The 21,043-nt window shown below is 54.7% G+C and carries 22 protein-coding genes, 1 pseudogene and 1 riboswitch; of the genes and pseudogenes, 14 read left to right on the forward strand and 9 right to left on the reverse strand.

Annotated elements, in window-relative coordinates; translation table 11 throughout:
* Window positions 1-4: 4 nt before the first annotated feature.
* The 5 genes from ACTQ3R_RS02280 to ACTQ3R_RS02300 all read right to left on the reverse strand — a co-directional run bounded on the left by ACTQ3R_RS02280 (window position 5) and on the right by ACTQ3R_RS02300 (window position 4,043).
* Entirely contained in the window at window positions 5-1,582 is a 1,578-nt protein-coding gene (locus tag ACTQ3R_RS02280) for a DUF4368 domain-containing protein (protein ID WP_441778049.1), read from the reverse strand.
* Window positions 1,583-1,727: 145 nt separating this feature from the next.
* Window positions 1,728-1,922 carry a hypothetical protein gene (locus ACTQ3R_RS02285; protein WP_002334813.1) on the reverse strand — a complete coding sequence of 65 codons (195 nt, stop codon included), beginning with the start codon at window positions 1,920-1,922 and terminating at the stop codon, window positions 1,728-1,730.
* A 72-nt stretch (window positions 1,923-1,994) separates the two neighbouring features.
* Entirely contained in the window at window positions 1,995-2,939 is a 945-nt protein-coding gene (gene mobV / locus ACTQ3R_RS02290) for a MobV family relaxase (RefSeq protein ID WP_025487526.1), read from the reverse strand.
* A 183-nt stretch (window positions 2,940-3,122) separates the two neighbouring features.
* A complete protein-coding gene (locus tag ACTQ3R_RS02295; RefSeq protein WP_008666017.1) occupies window positions 3,123-3,518 on the reverse strand; it encodes a replication initiator protein A in 396 nt (131 codons plus the stop codon).
* A 111-nt stretch (window positions 3,519-3,629) separates the two neighbouring features.
* Window positions 3,630-4,043 carry a cysteine-rich VLP domain-containing protein gene (locus ACTQ3R_RS02300; protein WP_070112439.1) on the reverse strand — a complete coding sequence of 138 codons (414 nt, stop codon included), beginning with the start codon at window positions 4,041-4,043 and terminating at the stop codon, window positions 3,630-3,632.
* Window positions 4,044-4,381: 338 nt separating this feature from the next.
* On the opposite strand from ACTQ3R_RS02300, the gene ACTQ3R_RS02305 reads away from it, so the two are divergent.
* From ACTQ3R_RS02305 to ant(9), 4 genes are all read left to right on the forward strand, one after another.
* A complete protein-coding gene (locus ACTQ3R_RS02305) occupies window positions 4,382-4,555 on the forward strand; it encodes a helix-turn-helix domain-containing protein (RefSeq protein ID WP_441129921.1) in 174 nt (57 codons plus the stop codon).
* A gap of 130 nt (window positions 4,556-4,685) precedes the next feature.
* Window positions 4,686-5,204: a hypothetical protein gene (locus ACTQ3R_RS02310; RefSeq protein WP_441777789.1), complete on the forward strand. Its 519-nt coding sequence runs from the start codon at window positions 4,686-4,688 to the stop codon at window positions 5,202-5,204.
* A 24-nt stretch (window positions 5,205-5,228) separates the two neighbouring features.
* A complete protein-coding gene (locus tag ACTQ3R_RS02315) occupies window positions 5,229-5,999 on the forward strand; it encodes a nucleoside phosphorylase (protein WP_002578723.1) in 771 nt (256 codons plus the stop codon).
* A gap of 24 nt (window positions 6,000-6,023) precedes the next feature.
* Window positions 6,024-6,800 carry an aminoglycoside nucleotidyltransferase ANT(9) gene (gene ant(9) / locus ACTQ3R_RS02320; protein ID WP_347376767.1) on the forward strand — a complete coding sequence of 259 codons (777 nt, stop codon included), beginning with the start codon at window positions 6,024-6,026 and terminating at the stop codon, window positions 6,798-6,800.
* A 684-nt stretch (window positions 6,801-7,484) separates the two neighbouring features.
* On the opposite strand, the pseudogene ACTQ3R_RS02325 reads toward ant(9), so the two are convergent.
* From ACTQ3R_RS02325 to asd, 4 genes and pseudogenes are all read right to left on the reverse strand, one after another.
* A pseudogene (locus ACTQ3R_RS02325) lies at window positions 7,485-7,607 on the reverse strand (helix-turn-helix domain-containing protein); the annotation flags it as partial.
* A gap of 129 nt (window positions 7,608-7,736) precedes the next feature.
* The gene (gene dapB, locus ACTQ3R_RS02330; RefSeq protein ID WP_441777790.1) at window positions 7,737-8,492 is read right to left on the reverse strand and encodes a 4-hydroxy-tetrahydrodipicolinate reductase; all 756 of its coding nucleotides are present in this window, start codon (window positions 8,490-8,492) and stop codon (window positions 7,737-7,739) included.
* A 10-nt stretch (window positions 8,493-8,502) separates the two neighbouring features.
* Window positions 8,503-9,393, reverse strand: a complete 891-nt coding sequence (gene dapA / locus ACTQ3R_RS02335; protein ID WP_441777791.1) for a 4-hydroxy-tetrahydrodipicolinate synthase — start codon at window positions 9,391-9,393, stop codon at window positions 8,503-8,505.
* 31 nt (window positions 9,394-9,424) lie between these two features.
* The gene (asd, locus tag ACTQ3R_RS02340; RefSeq protein ID WP_441777792.1) at window positions 9,425-10,516 is read right to left on the reverse strand and encodes an aspartate-semialdehyde dehydrogenase; all 1,092 of its coding nucleotides are present in this window, start codon (window positions 10,514-10,516) and stop codon (window positions 9,425-9,427) included.
* A 174-nt stretch (window positions 10,517-10,690) separates the two neighbouring features.
* Window positions 10,691-10,868: riboswitch (Lysine riboswitch) on the reverse strand.
* A 70-nt stretch (window positions 10,869-10,938) separates the two neighbouring features.
* Between asd and ACTQ3R_RS02345 the strand changes: the two genes are divergently transcribed.
* From ACTQ3R_RS02345 to murD, 10 genes are all read left to right on the forward strand, one after another.
* Window positions 10,939-12,744 (forward strand): SpoIID/LytB domain-containing protein, encoded by a 1,806-nt coding sequence (locus tag ACTQ3R_RS02345; RefSeq protein ID WP_441777793.1) that lies wholly within the window; start codon window positions 10,939-10,941, stop codon window positions 12,742-12,744.
* Between the two features lie 18 nt (window positions 12,745-12,762).
* Window positions 12,763-13,788 (forward strand): tRNA preQ1(34) S-adenosylmethionine ribosyltransferase-isomerase QueA, encoded by a 1,026-nt coding sequence (gene queA / locus ACTQ3R_RS02350; RefSeq protein WP_441777794.1) that lies wholly within the window; start codon window positions 12,763-12,765, stop codon window positions 13,786-13,788.
* A gap of 17 nt (window positions 13,789-13,805) precedes the next feature.
* Window positions 13,806-14,945, forward strand: a complete 1,140-nt coding sequence (tgt, locus tag ACTQ3R_RS02355) for a tRNA guanosine(34) transglycosylase Tgt (RefSeq protein ID WP_441777795.1) — start codon at window positions 13,806-13,808, stop codon at window positions 14,943-14,945.
* 119 nt (window positions 14,946-15,064) lie between these two features.
* Window positions 15,065-15,346 carry a preprotein translocase subunit YajC gene (yajC, locus tag ACTQ3R_RS02360; protein WP_441777796.1) on the forward strand — a complete coding sequence of 94 codons (282 nt, stop codon included), beginning with the start codon at window positions 15,065-15,067 and terminating at the stop codon, window positions 15,344-15,346.
* A gap of 64 nt (window positions 15,347-15,410) precedes the next feature.
* Entirely contained in the window at window positions 15,411-15,833 is a 423-nt protein-coding gene (locus ACTQ3R_RS02365; RefSeq protein WP_441777797.1) for a TIGR04086 family membrane protein, read from the forward strand.
* A 92-nt stretch (window positions 15,834-15,925) separates the two neighbouring features.
* Complete coding sequence (gene scfA / locus ACTQ3R_RS02370) at window positions 15,926-16,066, forward strand: six-cysteine ranthipeptide SCIFF (RefSeq protein ID WP_441777798.1); 141 nt, start codon at window positions 15,926-15,928, stop codon at window positions 16,064-16,066.
* 144 nt (window positions 16,067-16,210) lie between these two features.
* The gene (scfB, locus tag ACTQ3R_RS02375) at window positions 16,211-17,635 is read left to right on the forward strand and encodes a thioether cross-link-forming SCIFF peptide maturase (protein WP_441778050.1); all 1,425 of its coding nucleotides are present in this window, start codon (window positions 16,211-16,213) and stop codon (window positions 17,633-17,635) included.
* Window positions 17,636-17,946: 311 nt separating this feature from the next.
* Window positions 17,947-18,540 (forward strand): stage II sporulation protein M, encoded by a 594-nt coding sequence (locus ACTQ3R_RS02380; RefSeq protein ID WP_441777799.1) that lies wholly within the window; start codon window positions 17,947-17,949, stop codon window positions 18,538-18,540.
* Window positions 18,541-18,563: 23 nt separating this feature from the next.
* A complete protein-coding gene (gene xerD, locus ACTQ3R_RS02385) occupies window positions 18,564-19,445 on the forward strand; it encodes a site-specific tyrosine recombinase XerD (protein WP_441777800.1) in 882 nt (293 codons plus the stop codon).
* Between the two features lie 142 nt (window positions 19,446-19,587).
* Window positions 19,588-20,973, forward strand: coding sequence for a UDP-N-acetylmuramoyl-L-alanine--D-glutamate ligase (murD, locus tag ACTQ3R_RS02390; RefSeq protein ID WP_441777801.1), 1,386 nt, complete (start codon window positions 19,588-19,590; stop codon window positions 20,971-20,973).
* Window positions 20,974-21,043: the final 70 nt, after the last annotated feature.

Genomic DNA, 21,043 nt, shown 5'->3' on the forward strand with positions numbered 1-21,043 from the left:
TGTGTCATTCGATTTTGCCGATAAAGCGGTAGAAGATTTCTACCTCCTGTTCCCGGCTTCCGTCCTCACTTTTGACCGCTTCATGGATAAGGATTTTTTCAATCAGCGTATTCAGAAGTTCAGCCGTCAATTCTGTGGGATTGACATACTGTTTCATCAGACCTATCCACTTTTCAGCGTCAACCGCTGTCTGGGCGGCGGCCTCCATCGCTTCGTGAAGCCGTTCAATTTTTGCGTCCAATTCTCGCTGTTCGCCCTGATACTTTTCGGACAGCATATTGAAATTGTATTCTGTAATGCGTCCGGCAGACCAGTCCTCATACATTTTTGCAAACAGGGTGTCTACTTCTGCTTTGCGCTTTTCCGCCTTTTTCAGTTCGGCTGTCTGCCGCTTCCTTGCAGTATTGCGTTCCTTGTCGCTGGCGTTAAGTAGCCGTTTCAGAAGTTTGTCCCCGTCCTGCTGTGCCAGCACAGACCAGTATTGCAGACGGGAAAGGACATAGGCGTAAAGCACATCATAACGGATATAGTGCATGGAACACTGGTGCAATCCTTGCCCGTACTTGCTACAATGGTAGTGGGCATAGGGATTTTTGTTCTGGCTGTTCATACCATAGGCCAGCGACCAGCCGCAGTCCGCACATTTTACCAGCCCGGAAAATATCTGTGTTGTGCCGTTCTTCTGCCGTCTGCGCCTGTTGCAAATCTGCTCCTGTACTTGACGGAACACATCTTCGGAAATAATCGCTTCGTGGGTGTTCTCCACACGATACCATTCCTCTTTTGGCTTGCGTACTTTCTTCTTGTTTTTGAATGAAATATTAGTCTGCTTATTGTGGACGCTGTGTCCGATATAGGTTTCCTCTTTCAGAATACTTTTCACCTGCGCTATCGTCCACGCATAGGCTTTTTCCTCCGGCGCTCCGGCATAGATATTTGCGAAAGTGCCGTATCTCTGGAAATTCAGCCAGCCGGGAGTAGGTACTTTTTCTTCGACCAAAATCCGTGTAATGCTGGCGGCTCCCCGGCCATGAACGGCAAGGTCAAAAATCTTTTCGATAATCCACCTTGTTTCCGGGTCAATCAGAAGATGGCCTTTCTTATCTGGGTCTTTGACATAGCCAAGCGGAGCATAGGCTCCATAGTGTGCGCCATTTGCGAACCGTGTCCGCATGGCCGCCTTTACCTTTTTGCTGGTCTGGCGGGCGTGCATTTCATTCAGAATGTTGAGGAATGGGGCAAGCTCATTCTCTCCGTTGATGGTGTCCACATTGTCATTGACAGCGATATAGCGGACGCCTTTGCTGGGAAAGTAGATTTCCGTGTATTGGCCGGTCAGAATGTAGTTTCTGCCTAAGCGGGATAAATCCTTCGTAACAACGCAGTTGATTTTCCCGTCCTCAATGTCATCAATCATTCTCTGAAAATCCGGCCTGTCAAAGTTCGTTCCAGACCATCCATCGTCGATATATTCATCTATGACATTCAGGCCATGCTCGGCGGCATATTGCCGGAGCATCATGCGTTGTGTCTGAATACTCCCGCTTTCTCCTTGCAGTTCATCGTCCCGGCTCAATCTCATATAAAGCGCCGTGTTGTAAATCGTAGTATTGTAAGGTTGTTTCACCGTTAAAAATCCTCCTTCTAAAGAAACAACCCACGCTTACAATACTTTTGCTCTATGGCAATTATATCATAAGCGTGGGCGTGTTATCAATGATGGGCTATCAGGTTGAAGCGGCTTTTTCTGCGGTATGCCGCACCACATCTACAATCAGATCACCGAGGGGCTTCCCGCCTGCGGCGAAGTGTTCGGAGATTTTTATACGGTTGTTCCCACATACAAAATACTGCGTGCCGTTCTCTGCTTGTATGACCTGCCCTGTCCGGGGTGTAAAAATATCGCTTTCGCTTTTTGCCATCCAGTGTCCTCCATATTCAGTTTTCAAGGTACAATGCCGCACAAAGGCGGCGAAAATTTCTGCTTATATCTATCACCTTTCCTTTACCGTGTGCCGCTGCTGACGTTTCAGTTCCGCCAGTATATCCGGCGGGATACGGTCAACCAGCCGCTGTAAATTGTCCAGTTCGCTTTTCAGCTTTGCCCGTTCCATCGTATCTTTCATCTTTCCTTTTTCGCTGGCCTTTGCCCTTGCTTCCAACTTCTCATTCTCCGCCAACAGGTCATTGATTGTGACCTTGTACTTTTTCAACTGCCCGGAGAAGTTCTCCATCTGCGGGAACCACTTTTTTAGCATGGAGAGGGCTTCCTCTTTTTTCTTTCCGGCGTTCAGCGGGTTAATGCCGTCAAGGGCGGCTTCAATGGCTCTGGCCTGTTTGGAGAGGGAAACCGCCTGTTTGAAAAGCCGGGTGGGGATATGCTTCCGGCCTGTCTTGCTGGCACTCTCCCCACGCTCCAAGTCGGGATATTTCACCACCATATAGGCGTGAAAATCGTCCTGCCACTTCGTCAGGTTTGCCCGGTTGCCAATAATCTCTTTAGCGCACAGGCGGTTGTCCTTTGTCAGCGGAACAAAGGTCAAATGCAGGTGGGGCGTTTTCTCGTCCATGTGTACCACCGCCGACACGATATTTTCCCGTCCTACCCGGCCAATGAGGAAGTCCGACGCCCTTTGGAAGAACGCCTGTATCTCCTTTGGGGATTTCCCCTTGAAAAACTCCGGGCTGGCGGTTATCAGCGTATCGACAAACCGTGTGCTGTCCTTGCGGGTTCGGCACCCGGCCTGCTCAATCCGGCTCTGAATGAAGTGGTAATAGCGTCCCTCCGGCTTGACGATATGGAAGTTGTATTTGCTCCGGCTTGTGTCAATGTCGGGATTGCTGGCATACTGTTCTTTCTGTCTTTCGTGATGGGCTTCCAGCGGCCTTGCCGGGTTGCCCTTGTGCTTCTCAAACCGCAAAATTGCGTGTTGTGCCATTCTGCTCCTTTCCCCATTCCTTTCCTATCCGGGGTTTTCCACAGGGAAAATCCCGCCGGAATTATCTCTGATACGATAGGAATGGAATGGATATAAATCAATCATTTTAATCTTTGTATTTCTATATACCGTCTGGTTTTCGTACTTCTCAAGATTGATTTCCGTACTTCAAAGGTACGGTTTTCAGTCCTCCGGCGTACCAGAACGGGATTTCTTGAAGTCGGTGTTTGGAACCGCTTCATAGGATTTTGGGAAAATGCGGTTGGGTTTTCCACAGCCCTGCTTCTGGATCTCCACCAGTCCGGCGTATTGCAGTTCCCGCAGGGTATTCACCGCTTTCTGCCGCCCACAATGGAGCAGTGTGACCACTTCACAGATAGGGTAATACAGGAAAATCCGTCCGCAGTCATCCGCCCACCCATTCTTGCGGGATAACTCTGTCCGGCGCAGGATAAAGGCGTACAGAACCTTTGCCTCGTTGGACAGGGGCTTGAATGTGGGGGCTTCAAAGAGAAAATTCGGGAGCCGGGTGAAGCTGAACGCCTTTTCCGGCTGGTGGATATAGATGGTGTTTGTCATAGTGCGTTTTGTGGACGGTTAGAAGCCCTTTTTCCGGGGCGGGCGATACTTTATACCACCTGCCCCGGTTTGGGGCTTGCAAATCCTGATAAATCAAGGCTTTTTCCGCTTCTAACTGTCCACAGCAGACCTCCTTTTCCGTTCACTTTCTGTTTTCTGCCGCCTGTGAACTCTGGCGGCACAGCCGGGGCAGTATTTTGCCCGGTTGGATTTGGGGACGAACACGCCACCGCAGACCGCACAGCGTTTCAAGTCCTTATCACGGAAAATCTCCGCTTCCAGCGTCCCGTCCAGCGGCAAGACTGCCCAGCGGAACCACTTACAGCAGACCGAGAAAGAAATCGTCTGCGGGCAGGTGCAGGTGTCCCCATCGTCAAGGGCAATGCAGTTGCCGTCCTCACAGCAACAGCACTCCCGGCGTATCAGGCTGGCCGCCTGTTTTCTCTGCGCCGGTGTCATGCGGTAAAGGGAACCATCCGGCCTGCGTTCCAGCGGCGGCAAGTCTTTATAGGGGTTATCTCTCATGCGTTCCCTCCATTTTGCTTTCCGTTGCCGTTCTCCCCGAAAAGGTTTCCTGCCCCATTCCTGCGGCGTGTTCCGGCGTTGGCACGCTCCCCGCAGCTTCGGGACATTTTGTCTCGAAGTCCGGTTCCTTGCGGTGCTTCCCCAGCCGGGGTATTCCTTTTCGGACGGTCATTCTGTTTTCAAGGTGCTGTCCATCGATGAACTACCCTAAGTCTACACGAAAAAAATGCAATCCCCGGAATTTTGCGAGAATTGCATTTTGATGAAGTTTACACTTTGGAAATTGCATTTTTGCAATCATTCTGTATAATGGAAGTATGCGGAGGAGGTGCGTATCTATGGCTTTACCCGGAACACCCGGACAGCGGATTTCCGATTTATGCAACGGGAACCACATCACACAAAAGGAACTTGCGGAGAAGATAGGGGTTTCCGCTTCCCAGTTGAGCCGCATTGTCAGCGGCGAAACGAGAACGGTACATTCGGTCTTGACATTTTATAGTCAGCAGTGATATTCTCATAGGCGTGGCAAAGGAATTTAAGGTATCGACAGACTACATACTGGGCTTATCCACCGTGAGCGTCCGTAAAAGCTACGATATTTCTGAATTAGGCTTGTCCGAGGGAGCCGTGAGGGGGCTCGTGACGGGTGCTGTTGATGTGCAAATCCTCAACCGCCTGTTGGAACACAGGAATTTTCCTAAGCTGATAGATTTGATACGGATTTATTTTCAGGACACAGCGGCAAAAGGCATAACAGCAAGAAACCAGCTTATCGAGATAGCAACGGCTTCCCTGTCCGACCTGATGAAAGAACACCCGGAACACCGGGCGGAAGCAAAGCAGGATTTACAGCTTTTGAACGCCCAGAAGATGGGGGAACATGATGCGGAGATTGAGAAAATCAAAAATGTGTTCCTTGCTATCCTGCGGGATATTAAGAAAGACATTGACAACGGGGAACAGCCGGGAGAAGCTGTGACCGCCGCGATGTTCCAAGCCATGCGGGACGCATTGGCGGAACAGAAGCAAAACCCGCTTTCCATTGACGATGTAGCGGCGATGGTTGCCGGACAGATCGGACAGCTTACGCCGATGGATGAAGAAACTGCCGACCTGTTCAAGCAGTTGGCAAAAAAGATGATGAAAGGAATAGAATAATAGCCTGTTATTCGAGATAATAATATGCCATTAGTAAAGCATGACTACCCTGTTTTAGAGTACGATACCGCATCAAAAGCTGTTTTTCAGCCGGGAAATGGGAAAAAATGTTTTCCTGCAAAAGCAGTGTTTGCTTTTTTAGGAGACGAGGTTGAAAATTATGCACATACCCATGATGGAATACAGATAGATGAATTTGAAAGTGCAACAAGACGATATCCTATTTATGAATGTCTTTATAATCAGGAGAAAATATGTCTATGTCCGGCTCCTGTGGGAAGTGCTGCTGCCGTCCAAGTTTTAGAATATTTAATTGCAGGGGGTGTAACAAAGATTATTTCCGTCGGCTCCTGTGGCGTATTGGAAGACATCCCGGAAAATAGATTTTTGATACCTGTTTCTGCATTGAGAGATGAGGGAACATCTTACCATTATCTTCCTCCCTCCCGAGAAGTAGAGATTTCAAAGGCTGGTATAAATGCGATTGAATCTGCTTTAAGCCAAAAGAATATACCATATTGGGAAGTTAAAACATGGACAACAGACGGTTTTTATCGAGAAACAGTAGAAATGGTTCAGTATCGGAAAGAAGAGGGATGTCAAGTAGTAGAAATGGAATGTTCCGCATTGGCGGCGTGTGCAAAATTTAGAAAAGTTACATGGGCTATGCTGCTTTTTTCAGCCGATACTCTTGCAGACCCTCATAAATACCAAGAAAGAGAATGGGGAAAAACAAGTATATCCATAGCCTTAGAATTAGCCTTAGACGCTGTTTTATCAGTTGTTGAGGAGTAAAAATAAATACATATAGGAGTTACAATGAATATAAATGAATTTCCACAACAAGTAAATCAAGTTATTTCAATAGCAGAAACCATATTACAAGATCAAATATTGGGGATATATTTATATGGTTCAGCAACAATGAATGGGCTGCGTCCAGATAGTGATATAGATATACTGATAATTACTAAACAAGAATTGAGTAATTCAATCAGAGCAGATCTAACAAAGCAATTATTGAAAATTTCTGGCTCCGTAGGCTGTATTGAAAAAAGACCTTTAGAGGTAACTATTATCAATCAATCTGATATTGTTCCGTTGCAATTTCCGCCAAAATGTCAGTATATGTATGGTGAATGGCTAAGGGGAGAGATGGAAGCAGGAGAATATCCGCAAGCCTGCAATGACCCAGATATAATGATTTTATTATGGCAAGCAAGAAAAAATAGCATAACTTTGAAGGGGGCGGAAAGCAAAGAGCTTATTCCCGCTATCCCATTTCACGAAATTAAAAAAGCAATTCGGTTTTCTTTACCTGGTTTGATTTCCAGCTTTAAGGGTGATGAAAGAAATGTGTTATTAACCTTATCACGAATGTGGTTTACTTTAGTAACAGAAGAAATCACGACAAAAGATGTTGCCGCAAAATGGGTAATTTTAAAATTGCCGGAGAGATTTCCCCCCCTGCTAACAACGGCAAAGGAAGCTTATTTGGGAAATTTGTCTGATGAATGGGAGACAGTAGAAAAGGAAGCGATGGCACTTGTAGAATATATGAAAAAACAAATTGAGGAATTACTTAGAACAGAGTAGCAAAGTTAGCGGGGCCAATCAACGGTCAAGATGAACGGCGCATATGAAGTGACCGTCCCGTCTGGCTTTGCTGATGGGCAATCAAGGCGGGAAAGCCCTAAAATGGCTTCCCGCCCATTTCAATTATGAGAAAAGAAACACTCCAAAATCAGAAAGAGAGCGGCCAAGCACTTTGAGGGATTGGTCGCCTTGTTCACCCATTCAGCGGGACGGCGGGTGGCGGTCAAGGCCGGGTGTAAGCCCGTTCATTTCAGCCTTGACGGTTGCCCGCTGTCCTGTTACTTTTCCGGGAGTGTAGCCACAACTTCGGGACACTTTGTCCACAAGTCGGAGCGTAGGACGAGGGACGGGGGCTTTCATATACGCCCAGTCTGCTGTTGAAACCAGACCTGTGCTTACGGCTCTACGCCACGCAAGCACAGCCCTGTTTTCCTGCCGCTTCAAATGCCCTTGCCCTCCCCGGCGGCAACGCCGACAGAGCGTATAACACACTACACTTTGCTTCGCAAAGTCGTGTGCCAAATGGGGGCGTTGCCCCCTTTGGAAACCCCCACAAGAAAAGGCGGTACGCTACCCCTCCACGGGGCGCATACCGCCTTTTCTTGTTATCCAGCCCTCTGGCTGTATCGGTTGAGCAAAAGTCAGCGTGGGATTATTGATGTGGTATCTTTATCTAAGTGAACCCCCGCGCTCCCATTTTGACACGGCCTTGTCACTGATTTCCAGCTCGTCGGCCAGCTGCCGCTGGGTCAGACCCTGCTGGGTACGCAGGCGGCGGATCAGGGCACCGATTTTCTCATAGTCCATGGTAAGTTCCTCCAGGCAGTAAACAGGTTTTCTGAACGAGCATAACAGATTTTTGTTCCTTTGCCAACCGACGCTTCGTAGAGAAAAAGCGGCGCATACGTTTTGACGTATGCGCCGCCCAACAGACGATTATTTCACCAGCATGCTCATATCGTACATGCCGGGCTTTGTTACCGCAGCCATAAATTTCGCGGCCTCCACGGCCCCCTGGGCGAAGATCTCTCGGGAGAGGGCGGTGTGGCGGATCTCCATCACCTCGTCGTGGCCGGCAAAGATGATCTCATGCTCGCCCACGATGGTGCCGCCCCGGACGGCGGAGATGCCGATCTCCTTTTTGTCACGGGGGTGGCGGGTAGAGTGGCGCTCATAGACGTACTCGGTCTCGTGGCCGCAGGCCTGGGCCGCCGCGTCGGCGATCATCAGGGCGGTGCCCGAGGGGGCGTCCACCTTGCGCCGGTGGTGGCGCTCTACGATCTCAATGTCGTAGCTGTCGCCCAAAATGGAGGCGGCCTTCTTCACCAGCTCCAGCAGCACATTGATGCCCAGAGACATATTGGCCGAGCGGAAGATGGGGACCTCCAAAGCGGCAGCGCCGATCTGGGCGATCTGCTCCGGGGTATAACCGGTGGTGGCCAGCACCAGGGGAATCTTCCGTGCACGGGCAAACTTTAAAAGGCCGTCCAGCGCAGCAGGGGAGGAGAAGTCGATGACTGCATCCGCCTGTGCCTGGAATTGCTCCGGGGCGGAGAAGACGGGAAACTCCCGGTCCGCGGGGCCCAGCACGTCAAAACCAGCAACTACCTCCACCTGAGGGTCGGCCTGGCACAGCTCGGCCACCACCCGGCCCATGTGGCCGTTGCAGCCGGAAATGATTATCTTCAGCATAGAGTGCTCCTTACTTCAAAAGGCCCATGCGCTCCATGGAACCCCGGAGGATGGCCAGGTTCTTTTCCGACATGTCGCACAGGGGCAGGCGCAGAGGGCCGGCCTCCATGCCCATGAGATTCATGGCGGTCTTGATGGGGATGGGGTTGACCTCGCAGAACAGGGCGTCGATGAGGTCCATATACTCGATCTGCAGCTTGGAGGCGGCGGCAAAGTCGTTGTCCAGGCACAGGTGGCTCATCTTCACCATGACTTCGGGGAGGATGTTGGACACCACAGAGATGACGCCCTTGGCGCCCAAAGCCATCATAGGCACCACCTGGTCATCGTTGCCGGACCAGATGTAGAAGTCATCGGGGCAGAGGTAGCGGGTGTGGGCCAGGAGGGAGAAGTTTCCGCTGGCCTCCTTCACGCCGTTGATCTTGGGGTTTTCAGAGAGGACCTTATAGGTATCGGCGGTAAAGGACACACCGGTGCGGCTGGGCACATTATAGAGAATGATGGGCAGATTCACCCGGTCGGCGATGTACTCGTAGTGCTTGATGAGGCCGGTCTGGCTGGCCTTATTATAGTAAGGCGTCACATGGAGCAGGGCGTCAGCCCCGGAATCCTGGGCATGCTGGGAGAGGTAGACAGCAGCGGAGGTGTCGTTGGAGCCTGCGCCGGCAATGACCTTCACACGGTGGTTGACCCGCTTGACGCAGAATTCCACGGCGGCAATGTGCTCCCGGATGGACATGGTGGCAGACTCGCCGGTGGTGCCGCAGACACAAACTGCATCCACACCCGCTGCGATCTGGTCGTCGATGAGCTTGCCGAAGGCGTCGTAGTTAATGGTTCCGTTCTCGTCAAAGGGGGTGACCAGAGCGGGGCAGGAGCCGGTAAATACGGGAGTTCTCATAGATAGCAACCCTTTCTTATAAAATCAGAAATCAGCGGTCCATATACCCTTCCGCGCAGAGGAGCTCCGCCAGCAGGACCGCGCCGCCGGCAGCGCCGCGCAGGGTGTTGTGGGAGAGGCCAACGAACTTGTAGTCATACTGGGTATCGGGACGCAGACGGCCGGCGGTGATGGCCATGCCGCCCTCCAGCTCCCGGTCCAGCTTGGCCTGGGGACGGTCGGGCTCCTCAAAGTAGTGGATGAACTGCTTGGGGGCGGAGGGGAGGTCCAGCTCCTGGGCGCGGCCCTTGAAGTTCTTCCAGATCTCCTTGATCTCCTCGATGGTGGGCTTCTTCTCGCCGAAGGTGACGAAAGCGGCGGCGGTGTGGCCGTCAGACACAGGCACCCGCAGGCACTGGGCAGTAATGGCGGGGCCGTCGGCCTTGACGATCTCGCCTCCCTCGATGTGGCCCCAGACCTTCAGGGGCTCCTGCTCGCTCTTCTCTTCCTCGCCGCCGATGTAGGGGATCAGGTTATCCACCATCTCAGGCCAGCGCTCAAAGGTCTTGCCCGCGCCGGAAATGGCCTGATAGGTACACACCAGCACCTTCTCGATGGGGTAGCCCGCCTGCATGATGGGGGTGAGCAGGGGAGCATAGGACTGGATGGAGCAGTTGGACTTGACGGCAATGAAGCCGCGCTTGGTGCCCAGACGCTTGCGCTGGGCGGGGATGATCTCCAGGTGCTGGGCGTTGAGCTCAGGCACTACCATGGGCACGTCGGCAGTCCAGCGGTGGGCGGAGTTATTGGATACCACGGGGCACTCGGCCTTGGCATAGGCCTCCTCCAGAGCCCGGATCTCTTCCTTCTTCATATCCACGGCGCAGAACACAAAGTCCACCATGCCGGCGATCTTCTCAATGTCGGCCTGGGCATCCAGGACCACCAGATCCTTGGCCTCGTTGGGAATGGGGGTCTTCATAGCCCAGCGGCCGGCCACGGCCTCCTCATACCGCTTGCCCGCGGAACGGGGGGAGGCGGCGATGGCGGTAAGCTTAAACCAGGGGTGGTTCTCCATCAGGGTGACAAAGCGCTGTCCCACCATCCCGGTGGCGCCGATGATTCCAACTTTATACTGTTTCATTGCAAACTACCTCCATGCTTGTTCCTGACAGTCTATGTGTCAGAACGAAATTTGTTGCGTTTCCGGCAAAACATCGTGACAGAGAAAAAAATAAATCAGCGGCTTTTCAAGCGGCTGATTTTGTACTATAATGTCGAGGAGACCACCACGGGTTGCGGCGACAAAATATTCACAAAAGCAGACAGCGCTCCATCAGATCCACTGATGACAGTCGGCTGGCTGTTTACCAGACGACCAGGACCCACTGCGTCGGCGTAGGGGCCCTTCGGCGGCCGTCCCTTTCAGCATGGGTAAGCGGGGACCGACCCCCTAACCATGCGTACTGATGTTGGCCGCAACCTCTATCTGGCAGTTATCCTATCATGTTTGCTGTCAGGTGTCAATAGAGCAATCGCAGAAGAAACAAAAGAATGGAGCCCGATATGTACAAGAAGTTCTTGAAACTGGCCGCGGCGGCCCTGGCGATCTGCCTGGCCGTCCCCACCGCCGGGGCAGTGACCACCAACGATGACGGGGAGATCATGATTCGAGTCGGTCTGGCATCCTCCTACTACCACAATGCCACCGGAGAGCTGGAGGCCGCCCATCTGGAAAATGAGGACGGCTACGGAGCGGGTTACCGCTTTGGATATTATGACAGCAACCTGGACTTTGTGGAACTGGGCTATACCGACCGGCGTACCACGCAGATCGCTGTGCTGAAAAGTGAAAACCTCTGGTATGGCTATTCCTCCTCTCTGAGTAAGAATACATATGGGAGCTCCATCAACAGCGACATTCTGGTGGGCTGCTACCATATTCTGATCGACGAGGGCTTCCGGGACTTTGAAGATGCCCAGGATGCGGCGGAGGACTATGAGGACGGCTTTGTGGCTTACATTGACGGGGAGTATCAGGTCCGGGCCGGCTCCTTTGAAACCAAAGAGGACGCCCTGCGCTACGGTGAGGCCGGAGAAGTGGTGGGCACCAGCTCCTATGGCCTGACCGTGGTGGAGACGGGGACCGATACGATCCTCTTTCAGTATGACCAGGGTTCCGGCCCCAAGCTGGCCGTCCAGCCTGGGGCGGATGGAGCGGGGGAGACCCGCACCTGGTTCAGCAACTACCACTACCGGGGCGGCTTTGAATATTTCCGCCGCACCGGGGGCAACGTGACGGTAGTCAATGTGCTCACGCTGGAGGACTATGTCAATGGCGTCATCTGCTATGAGATGGGCCCCTCCTGGCCCCTGGAGGCACTGAAGGCCCAGGCAGTGTGCGCCCGGACCTATGCCCTTCGGAATATGGGTACCCACAGCAGCTATGGCTTTGACATCTGCAATTCCACCTACTGCCAGGTGTACCGGGGCATGGGCAACGGTTCCGCCTCTTACAGTCCCAGCCAGACCAGCATGCAGGCGGTGGACGAGACAGAAGGTCTTGTGGTCACCTACAACGGCAAGCTGGCTGAAACACCCTATTCCGCCAGCTTCGGCGGGGCCAGCGAGGATGCCTACTATGTGTGGGGCTCCGACACCACCAACACCTATCCCTACCTGTGCGGGGTGGAGGACCCCTATGAAAGCTATGACTCCAGCTGGACGGTGAGCTATACCGCCTCTGAACTGGAGAAACGCCTGCAGAGCTATGGTTACGGCACCAGCACCTCTCTGGATTATCTGGAACTGGAATATTCCAAGCTGGGCAACGTGATCGCCGTTACGATCCACTGGGCAAATGGCCAGACCAACTCCATCTATCCCAGCGGAAGCAAGGCCATCCGTTCGGTGTTCGATGTGAGCTCCATCCGCTTTACTGTCAACGGAGAGACCGTGAACGCCTCGGGAAAAAGCCTGTCCAGCCGCAGCCTGCCCCGCAGCTCCGATTCTGAGCTTAACGTCAACGGCGAACCCGTGGACAGCCTGGACGGCATGTATGTGATCTCCGGCAGCGGCTCCATTTCTTCCATAAAAGAAAATCCCTATGTGATCAGCGGCTCCGGCACCGTTTCCGCGCTGGAGGACCTGGACCAGGGAGGGAACACCGGCGGTGGTTCTTCCTCCGGCGGTAGCAACCAGGGAGGCGGCACCGTCACCGTCTCCGGCTCCCGCTATGTCTTTGAGGGAGCGGGCAATGGCCACCAGATCGGCATGAGCCAGTGGGGAGCCAACGCCATGGCCAAGCAGGGCTTTGACTTTGAAGAAATCGTCACCTTCTATTACCCCGGTGTAAAGGTAACCCGGTATTAAAGAAAAGGAAGTATTGTATTGAAAACCGCAGATTTTGATTTTTACCTGCCTGAGGAGCTCATCGCCCAGACCCCTCTGGAGCGGCGGGACGCCTCCAGGCTGCTCACATTGGACAAGCATACCGGCGCCGTGGAGCACCATCACTTTTATGAGCTGCCCAGCTTCCTGCGTCCAGGGGACTGTCTGGTGCTCAATGATTCCCGAGTGCTCCCCGCCCGGCTCATCGGCCACCGTCCCACTGGCGGCGCCTGCGAGGTGCTGCTGCTGGTGGACCGGGGAGACAAGTGTTGGGAATGTCTGGTGCGTCCGGGGCGGAAGCTGCGTCCCGGTGCCCAGGTGATCTTCGGCGAGGGGAAGGAGCTCACCGCTACCATTGAGGAGGAGCTGGAAGACGGCAAGCGCCTGGTCCGGTTCCATTACGAAGGAATTTTCCTGGAGATTCTGGAGCACTTGGGGAAAATGCCCCTGCCGCCCTATATCAAGGAAGAACTTCAGGACAACGAGCGCTACCAGACCGTCTATTCCAAAGTAGTGGGCTCTGCCGCCGCCCCCACTGCCGGGCTGCACTTTACGCCGCAGCTGCTGGAGCAGATCCAGGAGATGGGGGTAAAGGTGTGCTATGTGACCCTCCATGTGGGCCTGGGCACCTTCCGCCCGGTGAAGGCGGAGGATATCCAGGACCATGAGATGCACTCGGAGTTCTGTATGATTTCCCAGGAAACGGCGGACACCATCAACGAGACCAAGAAAAACGGCGGGCGGGTCATCTGCGTAGGCACCACCTCCTGCCGCACCATTGAATCCTTTGCCGCTGAGGACGGCACTATGACCGAGCGCTCCGGCTGGACCAACATCTTCATCTATCCCGGCTACCGCTTCAAGGTCCTGGACGCCCTTATTACCAACTTCCATCTGCCCCAGTCCACCCTCATTATGCTGGTCTCCGCGCTGGCGGGACGGGAGCACGTGCTGGCAGCCTATGAAGAGGCGGTGAAGGAGCGTTACCGGTTCTTCTCCTTTGGAGATGCCATGTTTATTTCGTAACAGTAAGGAGTTTTTTTGTGTTTGAAGTAATCAAGCAAGAGGGGAGGGCCCGCCGGGGCGTCTTTACCTGCCCCCACGGTACTGCCCAGACCCCCGTATTTATGAATGTAGGCACCCAGGGAGCCATCAAGGGGGCGGTGGACGCCCACGATTTGAAGGAGATCGGCTGCCAGATCGAGCTGTCCAATACCTATCACCTGCACCTGCGTCCAGGGGACGGAGTGGTGAAGGAGATGGGAGGACTTCACAAGTTTATGGACTGGGAAGGCCCCATGCTCACGGACAGCGGCGGGTTCCAGGTCTTTTCCCTGTCCTCCCTGCGGAAGATCACCGAGGAGGGGGTCACCTTTGCCTCTCACATCGACGGGCGGCGGATTTTCATGGGCCCTGAGGAATCTATGCAGATCCAGTCCAATTTGGGCAGCGACATTGCCATGGCCTTTGACGAGTGCATTGAAAATCCCTCCCCACGGGAGTATGTGGAGCGTTCCATCGCCCGCACCACCCGTTGGCTGGAGCGGTGCGTCAAGGAGCACAAGCGCCTCAATGAACAGCCCGGCTGCGTCAACCCCGGCCAGATGCTCTTTGGCATCAACCAGGGCGGCACCTACCCCGACCTGCGGGTGCAGCATATGAAGGACATTGCTCAGCTTCCCTGCGACGGCTACGCCATCGGCGGCCTTGCGGTAGGGGAGCCCACCCAGGTGATGTACGACATCATCGACGCGGTAGAACCTCATATGCCAAAGGAAAAACCCAGGTATCTCATGGGCGTGGGAACTCCTTCCAACATCATCGAGGCGGTGGCCAGGGGGGTAGACTTCTTTGACTGCGTCATGCCCGCCCGCAACGCCCGCCACGGCAAACTCTATACCTGGAAGGGCACCATCAACATCAAAAATGAGAAGTATAAGCTGGACAAGCGCCCCATTGATGAGAGCTGCACCTGTCCCGCCTGCCGGCACTTCTCCCGTGCCTATCTCCGCCACCTGGTGACAGCGGGGGAGATGCTGGCCATGCGCCTGGCGGTGCTGCATAACCTCCATTTCTATAACGAACTTATGCAGCGCATCCGGGACAGCCTGGACGAGGGGAGCTTTGAGCAGTTCCGGCAGACCTACTCAGGCATGCTGGACCGCCCTTACACAGAGGATTAAAGAAAAATGGCAAAATTGACAAAAGGACTTGTCAATAGAACCAAAATCCGTTATAATGTTTTGCAACGCGTCAAGCTAACACGCTTAGTTGGATAGCAAACCTTTGGAGGGAACGAACTATGGATTACAGTTGGATTTTAATGCTTGTGCTCATGTTCGCCATGCTGTACTTCTTTATGATCCGCCCGGAGAACAAGCGGAAGAAGGAAGCGGAGAACCTGCGCAACTCCCTGGCTGTGGGAGATGAGATCACCACCATCGGCGGTATGACCGGTACGGTCTGCGCCGTGAAGGAGAACACCATCGTCTTTGAGACGGGTGCCGACCGGGTGCGTATCGAGATCACCAAGTGGGCCGTGTCCAATAAGACCGCCGCTGCTCCCGAACCCACCGCCAAGTAAATAACCGGCATGTCTGACGCCCTCCCTGCATAGGTTTTACTAAAACCGCGGGGAGGGTGTTTTCATGAAAAAACGGGACAAACGGCAGGAGGAGGGAGGAAGCGTTTGGCTGAATGCCATGTGCGAAATCCTCAAAGGCGGAGTACTGGCAGGGATTGTGACTATAGTGTCTCTGCTGGTGTGTTCCGTACTGGTCTCAATGGGTGTGATTCCGGTGAGTGCCATGGAGGGCACGGTGCTGGCGGTATGTGTGCTGGGTACTTTGGTGGGAGGCATATATGCGGTAGGCCGGTCCGGCGGACGCAGCCTGCTGGCAGGGCTGGGGGTGGGGGCGGTGCTGTTCCTGCTGCTGCTCACGGCCGGCCTGATCGTCTACGAAGGGGCGTCGGTGGCCAATGGCGGCGTGGGAATTTTATGCGCCTGTCTGTGCGGCGGAGCCATTCCCGGCATCCTGGGAAGAAAACCCAAGAAAAAACGAAGAAGATGATTGAAATCCGCCTGGGGCTATGCTATAATCATTTTACTATGGCAGATACTGTGTCAGCCGTATGCTACACTATTTTCAGGAGGAGATACCACATGAAGCACATTCAGACTCTCAACGGAGCTACTCTGAAGCAGAGCGCCGCCAAGGGCGGCTGCGGCGAGTGCCAGACTTCTTGCCAGTCCGCCTGCAAGACTTCCTGCACTGTGGCCAACCAGAAGTGCGAGAATCAGTAAGCAACGTGCCTGAAAGGGCAGGCGCTTGACGGCGCCTGCCTTTTTGCTGTGCAGAAAGCTGCTTTCAGGGCCGCCCATGCGGCCCCGTTTTCTTCCGCCGGGAGGCGGGGAGAACGTTTTGATTGTAAGGAGAACAAACCAATGATGGTACATACCTTTACCGCCCTGGGCCAGTACCTGGCGGCGGATGTGAACAGCGGCGCGGTCCATGTGCTGGACAAGCTGAGCTATGACCTGCTCTCTCACATCGAGGGCCCCATGGGGGAGGAGCTGCCCGCGTCCGTGGCCGCGCAGCTGCCCCAGTATAGCCGTGAAGAGCTGGCGGAGTGCTGGGAGGAGCTGCTGGAGCTTCAGAAGGCCGGGCTTCTCTTCACAGACGATGAATATCTGGACCCGGAGGCCGCTATGGCACTGCCCAAGGCAGCAGTGGTCAAGGCCCTTTGCCTCCACGTGTCTCACGACTGCAACCTGCGCTGCCGGTACTGCTTTGCCTCCACCGGCGACTTCGGCACCGGCTGCCGGATGACCATGGACCCTGAGACGGCCAAGCGGGCCATCGACTGGGTGATCGAGAAGTCGGGCAAGCGCCGGAACATTGAGGTGGACTTCTTTGGCGGAGAACCCCTCATGGCCATGGATACGGTGAAGGAAACCGTGGCCTATGCCCGGTCCCTGGAAAAGGAGCACGACAAGGTCTTCCGCTTCACCATCACCACCAACGGTGTGCTCCTCAGTGACGAGAACATCGACTACATCAACCGGGAGATGTCCAATGTGGTCCTCTCCCTGGACGGCCGCCCCGCCGTCAACGACCACATGCGCCCCACTGTGAACGGCAAGGGGAGCTATGACATCATTGTCCCCAAATTCCAGAAGCTGGTCTCCGGCCGGGGCACCAAGGACTACTATGTCCGGGGCACGTTTACCCGTGAAAACCTGGACTTCTCTGAGGACGTCATGCATCTGGCTTCTTTGGGCTTCCGCCATGTGTCGGTGGAACCGGCCAGCGGCCCGCTGGACGATCCCTTTGCCATCAAGGAGGAGGATCTGCCCCAGGTGAAGGAGGAGTACGAGAAGCTGGCTCGGGAGCTGATGGGCCGCAAGGACGTAAACTTCTTCCACTTCAACGTGGACCTGAAGCAGGGCCCCTGCGTCATCAAGCGTCTGCGCGGCTGCGGAGCCGGGTGCGAATATGTGGCCATCACCCCCGATGGAGACATCTATCCCTGCCACCAGTTTGTAGGGAAGGAGGAGTACCGCATGGGCAATGTCTATGACGGCTCCTTCAATATGGACATCTCCGGCACCTTTGCAAACCAGAACATCTACACTCGTCCCGCCTGCCGGGAGTGCTGGGCCCGCTTCTACTGCAGCGGCGGCTGCTCCGCTTCCAACCTGCTTGTCAACGGCGACATAACGAAGTCTAATGAGGTGGCCTGCGAAATGGAACGCAAGCGCCTGGAGTGCGCCATTGCCCTCAACGCCATTGCCGCGGGAATGGGGGAGAAGGCCAATACAGAAGGTAATAATACATCCTGTAATCAATGCGAAGATTGCGCTTCCTGCTGATTTCCACCAGATTTAGGCTCGAAACGCAAGTAAATCACAACATTTTGGCAGGAAGGACCCCTCAAACCGAGGGGTCCTTCTTCTTTTGTTTACAAGGTTAACATAAAAATATTAACATAACAAGTTAAGGGAACGAATAAAAACAGAGAAAATCGTAAAAAACTCTTGCGAAAAATGGCGGAAGGCGCTATATTAGTAACACGGCTTTCCAACTCCTGCCTGTTGGAGCGAGCTGGTCTATTTCCGGGGCACTTCTCATAGTCTGTACCGAGGTGACGGCTGTGGGAAAGCGCGTAGGAAGAAAATGGGACTTGCCGTGGGATCAGGGCAGTGCGCTGGGCTTGCTCAGTGTCTGTTTCCTCCTGGGCGGTGTGGCCGGTTGTCTGTTTGCAGCCTTGTCGGACGGCCAGGGAGCTCTGGAACTGGGGACCTATTTGGAAGACTACCTTCTTCTGGCTGGAGAGGGCGGGGTGTCCGGAGGGCTGTGGCCTTTGCTCTGGGGCCGAGTGAAGTACCTGCTTGCCGCCTTGATTTTGGGGGCTACCGCGTTTGGTGTGGTAGGTTTGCCCATCCTTCTGGGGGTGCAGGGGTTCTTCCTGAGTTTTTCCGTGGGCTGCTTCTGCCGGGTGTTCGGGGGTGCGGGGCTTCTGCCTGCCTTTGCCCTGTTCGGTTTGCCCGCTTTGCTGTGGGTCCCGGCCCTGTTTTTAGTGGGTGTCCAGGGACTGCAGCGGTCCCGCGTACTGCTCAACCGGGTACTAAGCGGCGGCGGAAAAATGGCTGCGGTGTATGGGAGAGAGCTCTGGTGCCGGGCAGGCCTTTGTGTTGGGCTTACCGTGGGCTGTGCTCTGTTGGAGTACTGGGTGGTTCCGGTACTGCTGGAGGCCTGTGCCCGCGTTGTGTTGTAGAATTCAAGCTGGGAGATGTGTGTGTGTCTGATTTGGTGTCGGCCTATGAGGCGTATTTGAAAACTGAAAAGCGTGCGTCGGCCAACACCGTCAGCTCTTACATGCGTGACATTCACCAGTATGCCGCCGCTATGGATGAGAGAGGCGTGGCCTTGACCGATGCGGTGACGGAAGATGTGGCAGAGTATACCACCTCTCTCACCCGGCAGGGGAAATCCCCCGCTACCGTGACCCGGTCCGTGGCCTCCATCAAGTCCTTTTACCAGTATCTGATGGGCCAGGGGGCGGTGGACCAGAACCCGGCCAAAGGGGTGACCCCGGCCAAGGTGGAGCGTAAGCTGCCCCAGGTGCTCACTGGAAAAGAAGTGGAGCTGTTTCTGGAGCAGCCTGAGTGTACCGATCTGAAGGGGTACCGGGACCGGGCCATGCTGGAGCTTCTGTACGCCACGGGGATCCGGGTCAGTGAGCTCATTGACCTGGACGTGGACGATCTGAACCTGCCTGGCAGCGTCTTGAAATGCTACAGCAAGGGCCGTGAGCGGATGATCCCCCTCTATCCCGCCGCTGTCCGGGCTTTAAGTGAGTATGTACATACCATCCGTCCCCAGCTGGTAGACTCAGTGGACGAGACGGCGCTGTTTGTCAATATGAGCGGTGAGCGTATGAGCCGCCAGGGCTTTTGGAAGCTCATCAAATACTACCAGGAGAAGGCCGGCATTCAAAAGGATATCACGCCTCACACCCTGCGCCATTCCTTTGCCGCCCATTTGCTGGAAAACGGGGCTGATCTGCGTTCCATTCAGGAGATGCTGGGCCATGCGGATATTTCCTCTACCCAGATTTATTCCAAGCTGTTGAACCAAAAGATCAAAGATGTCTATAAAAAGGCCCATCCCAGGGCATGAAGATTCCCGGCCGCCGGAGCAGTCCTCCGGCGGCCGGTTTTCTTTGGAAATTCCCCCCTTTGAGAGAAGGGTAAGATTGTATTTTAGGGATAAATATGGTAATATAATATGATGTAAGAAAAATTGGAAGGAGGACACTGATATGTCCACCATTACGGAATATTTTGAAAGCCTGCGGGGCAAGTCCATTGCCGTGATCGGCATGGGGGTGAGCAACACCCCCCTCATTAAGATGATGCTCCGCTCTGGGTTGAAGGTCACCGTCTGTGACAAGGCCCCCCGTGAACGGGTGGAGGAGGTCGCCGGTGAGCTGGAAAGCCTGGGGGCCAAACTCCAGCTGGGGGAGGGCTACCTGGATAAGCTCAGCCGCTTCGACCTTATTTTCCGCACGCCGGGCCTTAGCCCCAACACCCCTCAGCTGAAAGAGGCGGTGGAGAAGGGGAGCATTCTCACCTCTGAGATGGAGCTTTTCTTCCAGCTGTGCCCCTGCAAGATCATCGGGGTCACCGGCAGCGACGGAAAGACCACCACGACCACCCTGATCAGCGAATTTTTGAAGGAAGCCGGGTATAATGTATACCTGGGCGGCAACATCGGAAAGCCCTTGCTCCCCGATGTGTCCGGCATGAGCGCCGAGGACGTGGCCGTGGTGGAGCTGTCCTCCTTCCAGCTCATGAGCATGAAGCAGAGCCCCAATGTGGCGGTCTTTACCAACCTCAGCCCCAACCACCTGGATTATCACCACACCATGGAGGAGTATACCGCCGCCAAGCTGAATATTTTCTGCCACCAGAAGGCGGGGGACCGGGCGGTGTTCAACTTCGACAATGACATCACCCGTTCCCTCTCCAAGACCGCTCCGGCGGACACCATGCTTTTCAGCCGCAAGCAGAAGCTGGAGGAGGGAGTCTATCTCCGGGATGGGGCCATTTGGCTGACCAATAAGATGGGAAGCCGGGAGGTGCTCCCGCTGGAGGACATCCGGCTGCCCGGCGTGCATAACATCGAAAACTACATGGCCGCCATCGCCGCTGTGGACGGCATTGTCCCCGATAAGTGTGTGCGCTCCGTGGCCCAGCGCTTCACCGGCGTGGAGCACCGCATCGAGCTGGTGCGGGAGCTGGACGGTGTGAAGTACTACAACGACTCTATCGGAACCAGCCCCACCCGGACCATGGCCTGTCTCGACTCCTTTAACCAGAAGCTCATTCTCATTGCCGGCGGCTATGACAAGGGTGTGCCTTTCACCCAGCTGGGCGTGGAGATGGTGAAGAAGGTCAAGGTCCTGATTCTCACCGGAGCCACTGCCCCTGCCATCCGCAAAGCAGTAGAGGAGGCCGAGGGCTTTGCCGAAAGCGGCCTGGAGATCATTGAGACCGCCGACCTGCCCGCCGCTGTGGCCGCCGCCCAGGGAGCCGCCGTCAGCGGGGACGTGGTGGTGCTGTCTCCAGCCTGCGCCGCCTTTGACCAGTTCAAGAACTTTATGGAACGGGGCAAGGTGTTCAAAGAACTGGTCAACGCCCTGTAACGAAGTGCCTTTTTGACCCACATACGATTCCGCCGCCTGCGGGCGGCGGAACTCCTTACAGGAGGGCTTT

Source organism: Lawsonibacter sp. LCP25S3_E2, from assembly GCF_052117285.1.
Classification (GTDB): Bacteria; Bacillota; Clostridia; order Oscillospirales; family Oscillospiraceae; genus Lawsonibacter.

Excerpts from the sequence above, each read along its gene's own strand:
- asd (WP_441777792.1), bottom strand. The coding sequence starts at position 10,516 with ATGAAACAGTATAAAGTTGGAATCATCGGCGCCACCGGGATGGTGGGA.
- ACTQ3R_RS02280 (WP_441778049.1), bottom strand. The coding sequence starts at position 1,582 with ATGAGATTGAGCCGGGACGATGAACTGCAAGGAGAAAGCGGGAGTATT.
- ACTQ3R_RS02305 (WP_441129921.1), top strand. The coding sequence starts at position 4,382 with ATGGCTTTACCCGGAACACCCGGACAGCGGATTTCCGATTTATGCAAC.
- mobV (WP_025487526.1), bottom strand. The coding sequence starts at position 2,939 with ATGGCACAACACGCAATTTTGCGGTTTGAGAAGCACAAGGGCAACCCG.
- dapA (WP_441777791.1), bottom strand. The coding sequence starts at position 9,393 with ATGAGAACTCCCGTATTTACCGGCTCCTGCCCCGCTCTGGTCACCCCC.
- scfA (WP_441777798.1), top strand. The coding sequence starts at position 15,926 with ATGAAGCACATTCAGACTCTCAACGGAGCTACTCTGAAGCAGAGCGCC.
- scfB (WP_441778050.1), top strand. The coding sequence starts at position 16,211 with ATGGTACATACCTTTACCGCCCTGGGCCAGTACCTGGCGGCGGATGTG.
- dapB (WP_441777790.1), bottom strand. The coding sequence starts at position 8,492 with ATGCTGAAGATAATCATTTCCGGCTGCAACGGCCACATGGGCCGGGTG.
- ACTQ3R_RS02345 (WP_441777793.1), top strand. The coding sequence starts at position 10,939 with ATGTACAAGAAGTTCTTGAAACTGGCCGCGGCGGCCCTGGCGATCTGC.
- ACTQ3R_RS02295 (WP_008666017.1), bottom strand. The coding sequence starts at position 3,518 with ATGACAAACACCATCTATATCCACCAGCCGGAAAAGGCGTTCAGCTTC.
- yajC (WP_441777796.1), top strand. The coding sequence starts at position 15,065 with ATGGATTACAGTTGGATTTTAATGCTTGTGCTCATGTTCGCCATGCTG.
- ACTQ3R_RS02365 (WP_441777797.1), top strand. The coding sequence starts at position 15,411 with ATGAAAAAACGGGACAAACGGCAGGAGGAGGGAGGAAGCGTTTGGCTG.
- ACTQ3R_RS02315 (WP_002578723.1), top strand. The coding sequence starts at position 5,229 with ATGCCATTAGTAAAGCATGACTACCCTGTTTTAGAGTACGATACCGCA.
- ACTQ3R_RS02300 (WP_070112439.1), bottom strand. The coding sequence starts at position 4,043 with ATGAGAGATAACCCCTATAAAGACTTGCCGCCGCTGGAACGCAGGCCG.
- ACTQ3R_RS02285 (WP_002334813.1), bottom strand. The coding sequence starts at position 1,922 with ATGGCAAAAAGCGAAAGCGATATTTTTACACCCCGGACAGGGCAGGTC.
- murD (WP_441777801.1), top strand. The coding sequence starts at position 19,588 with ATGTCCACCATTACGGAATATTTTGAAAGCCTGCGGGGCAAGTCCATT.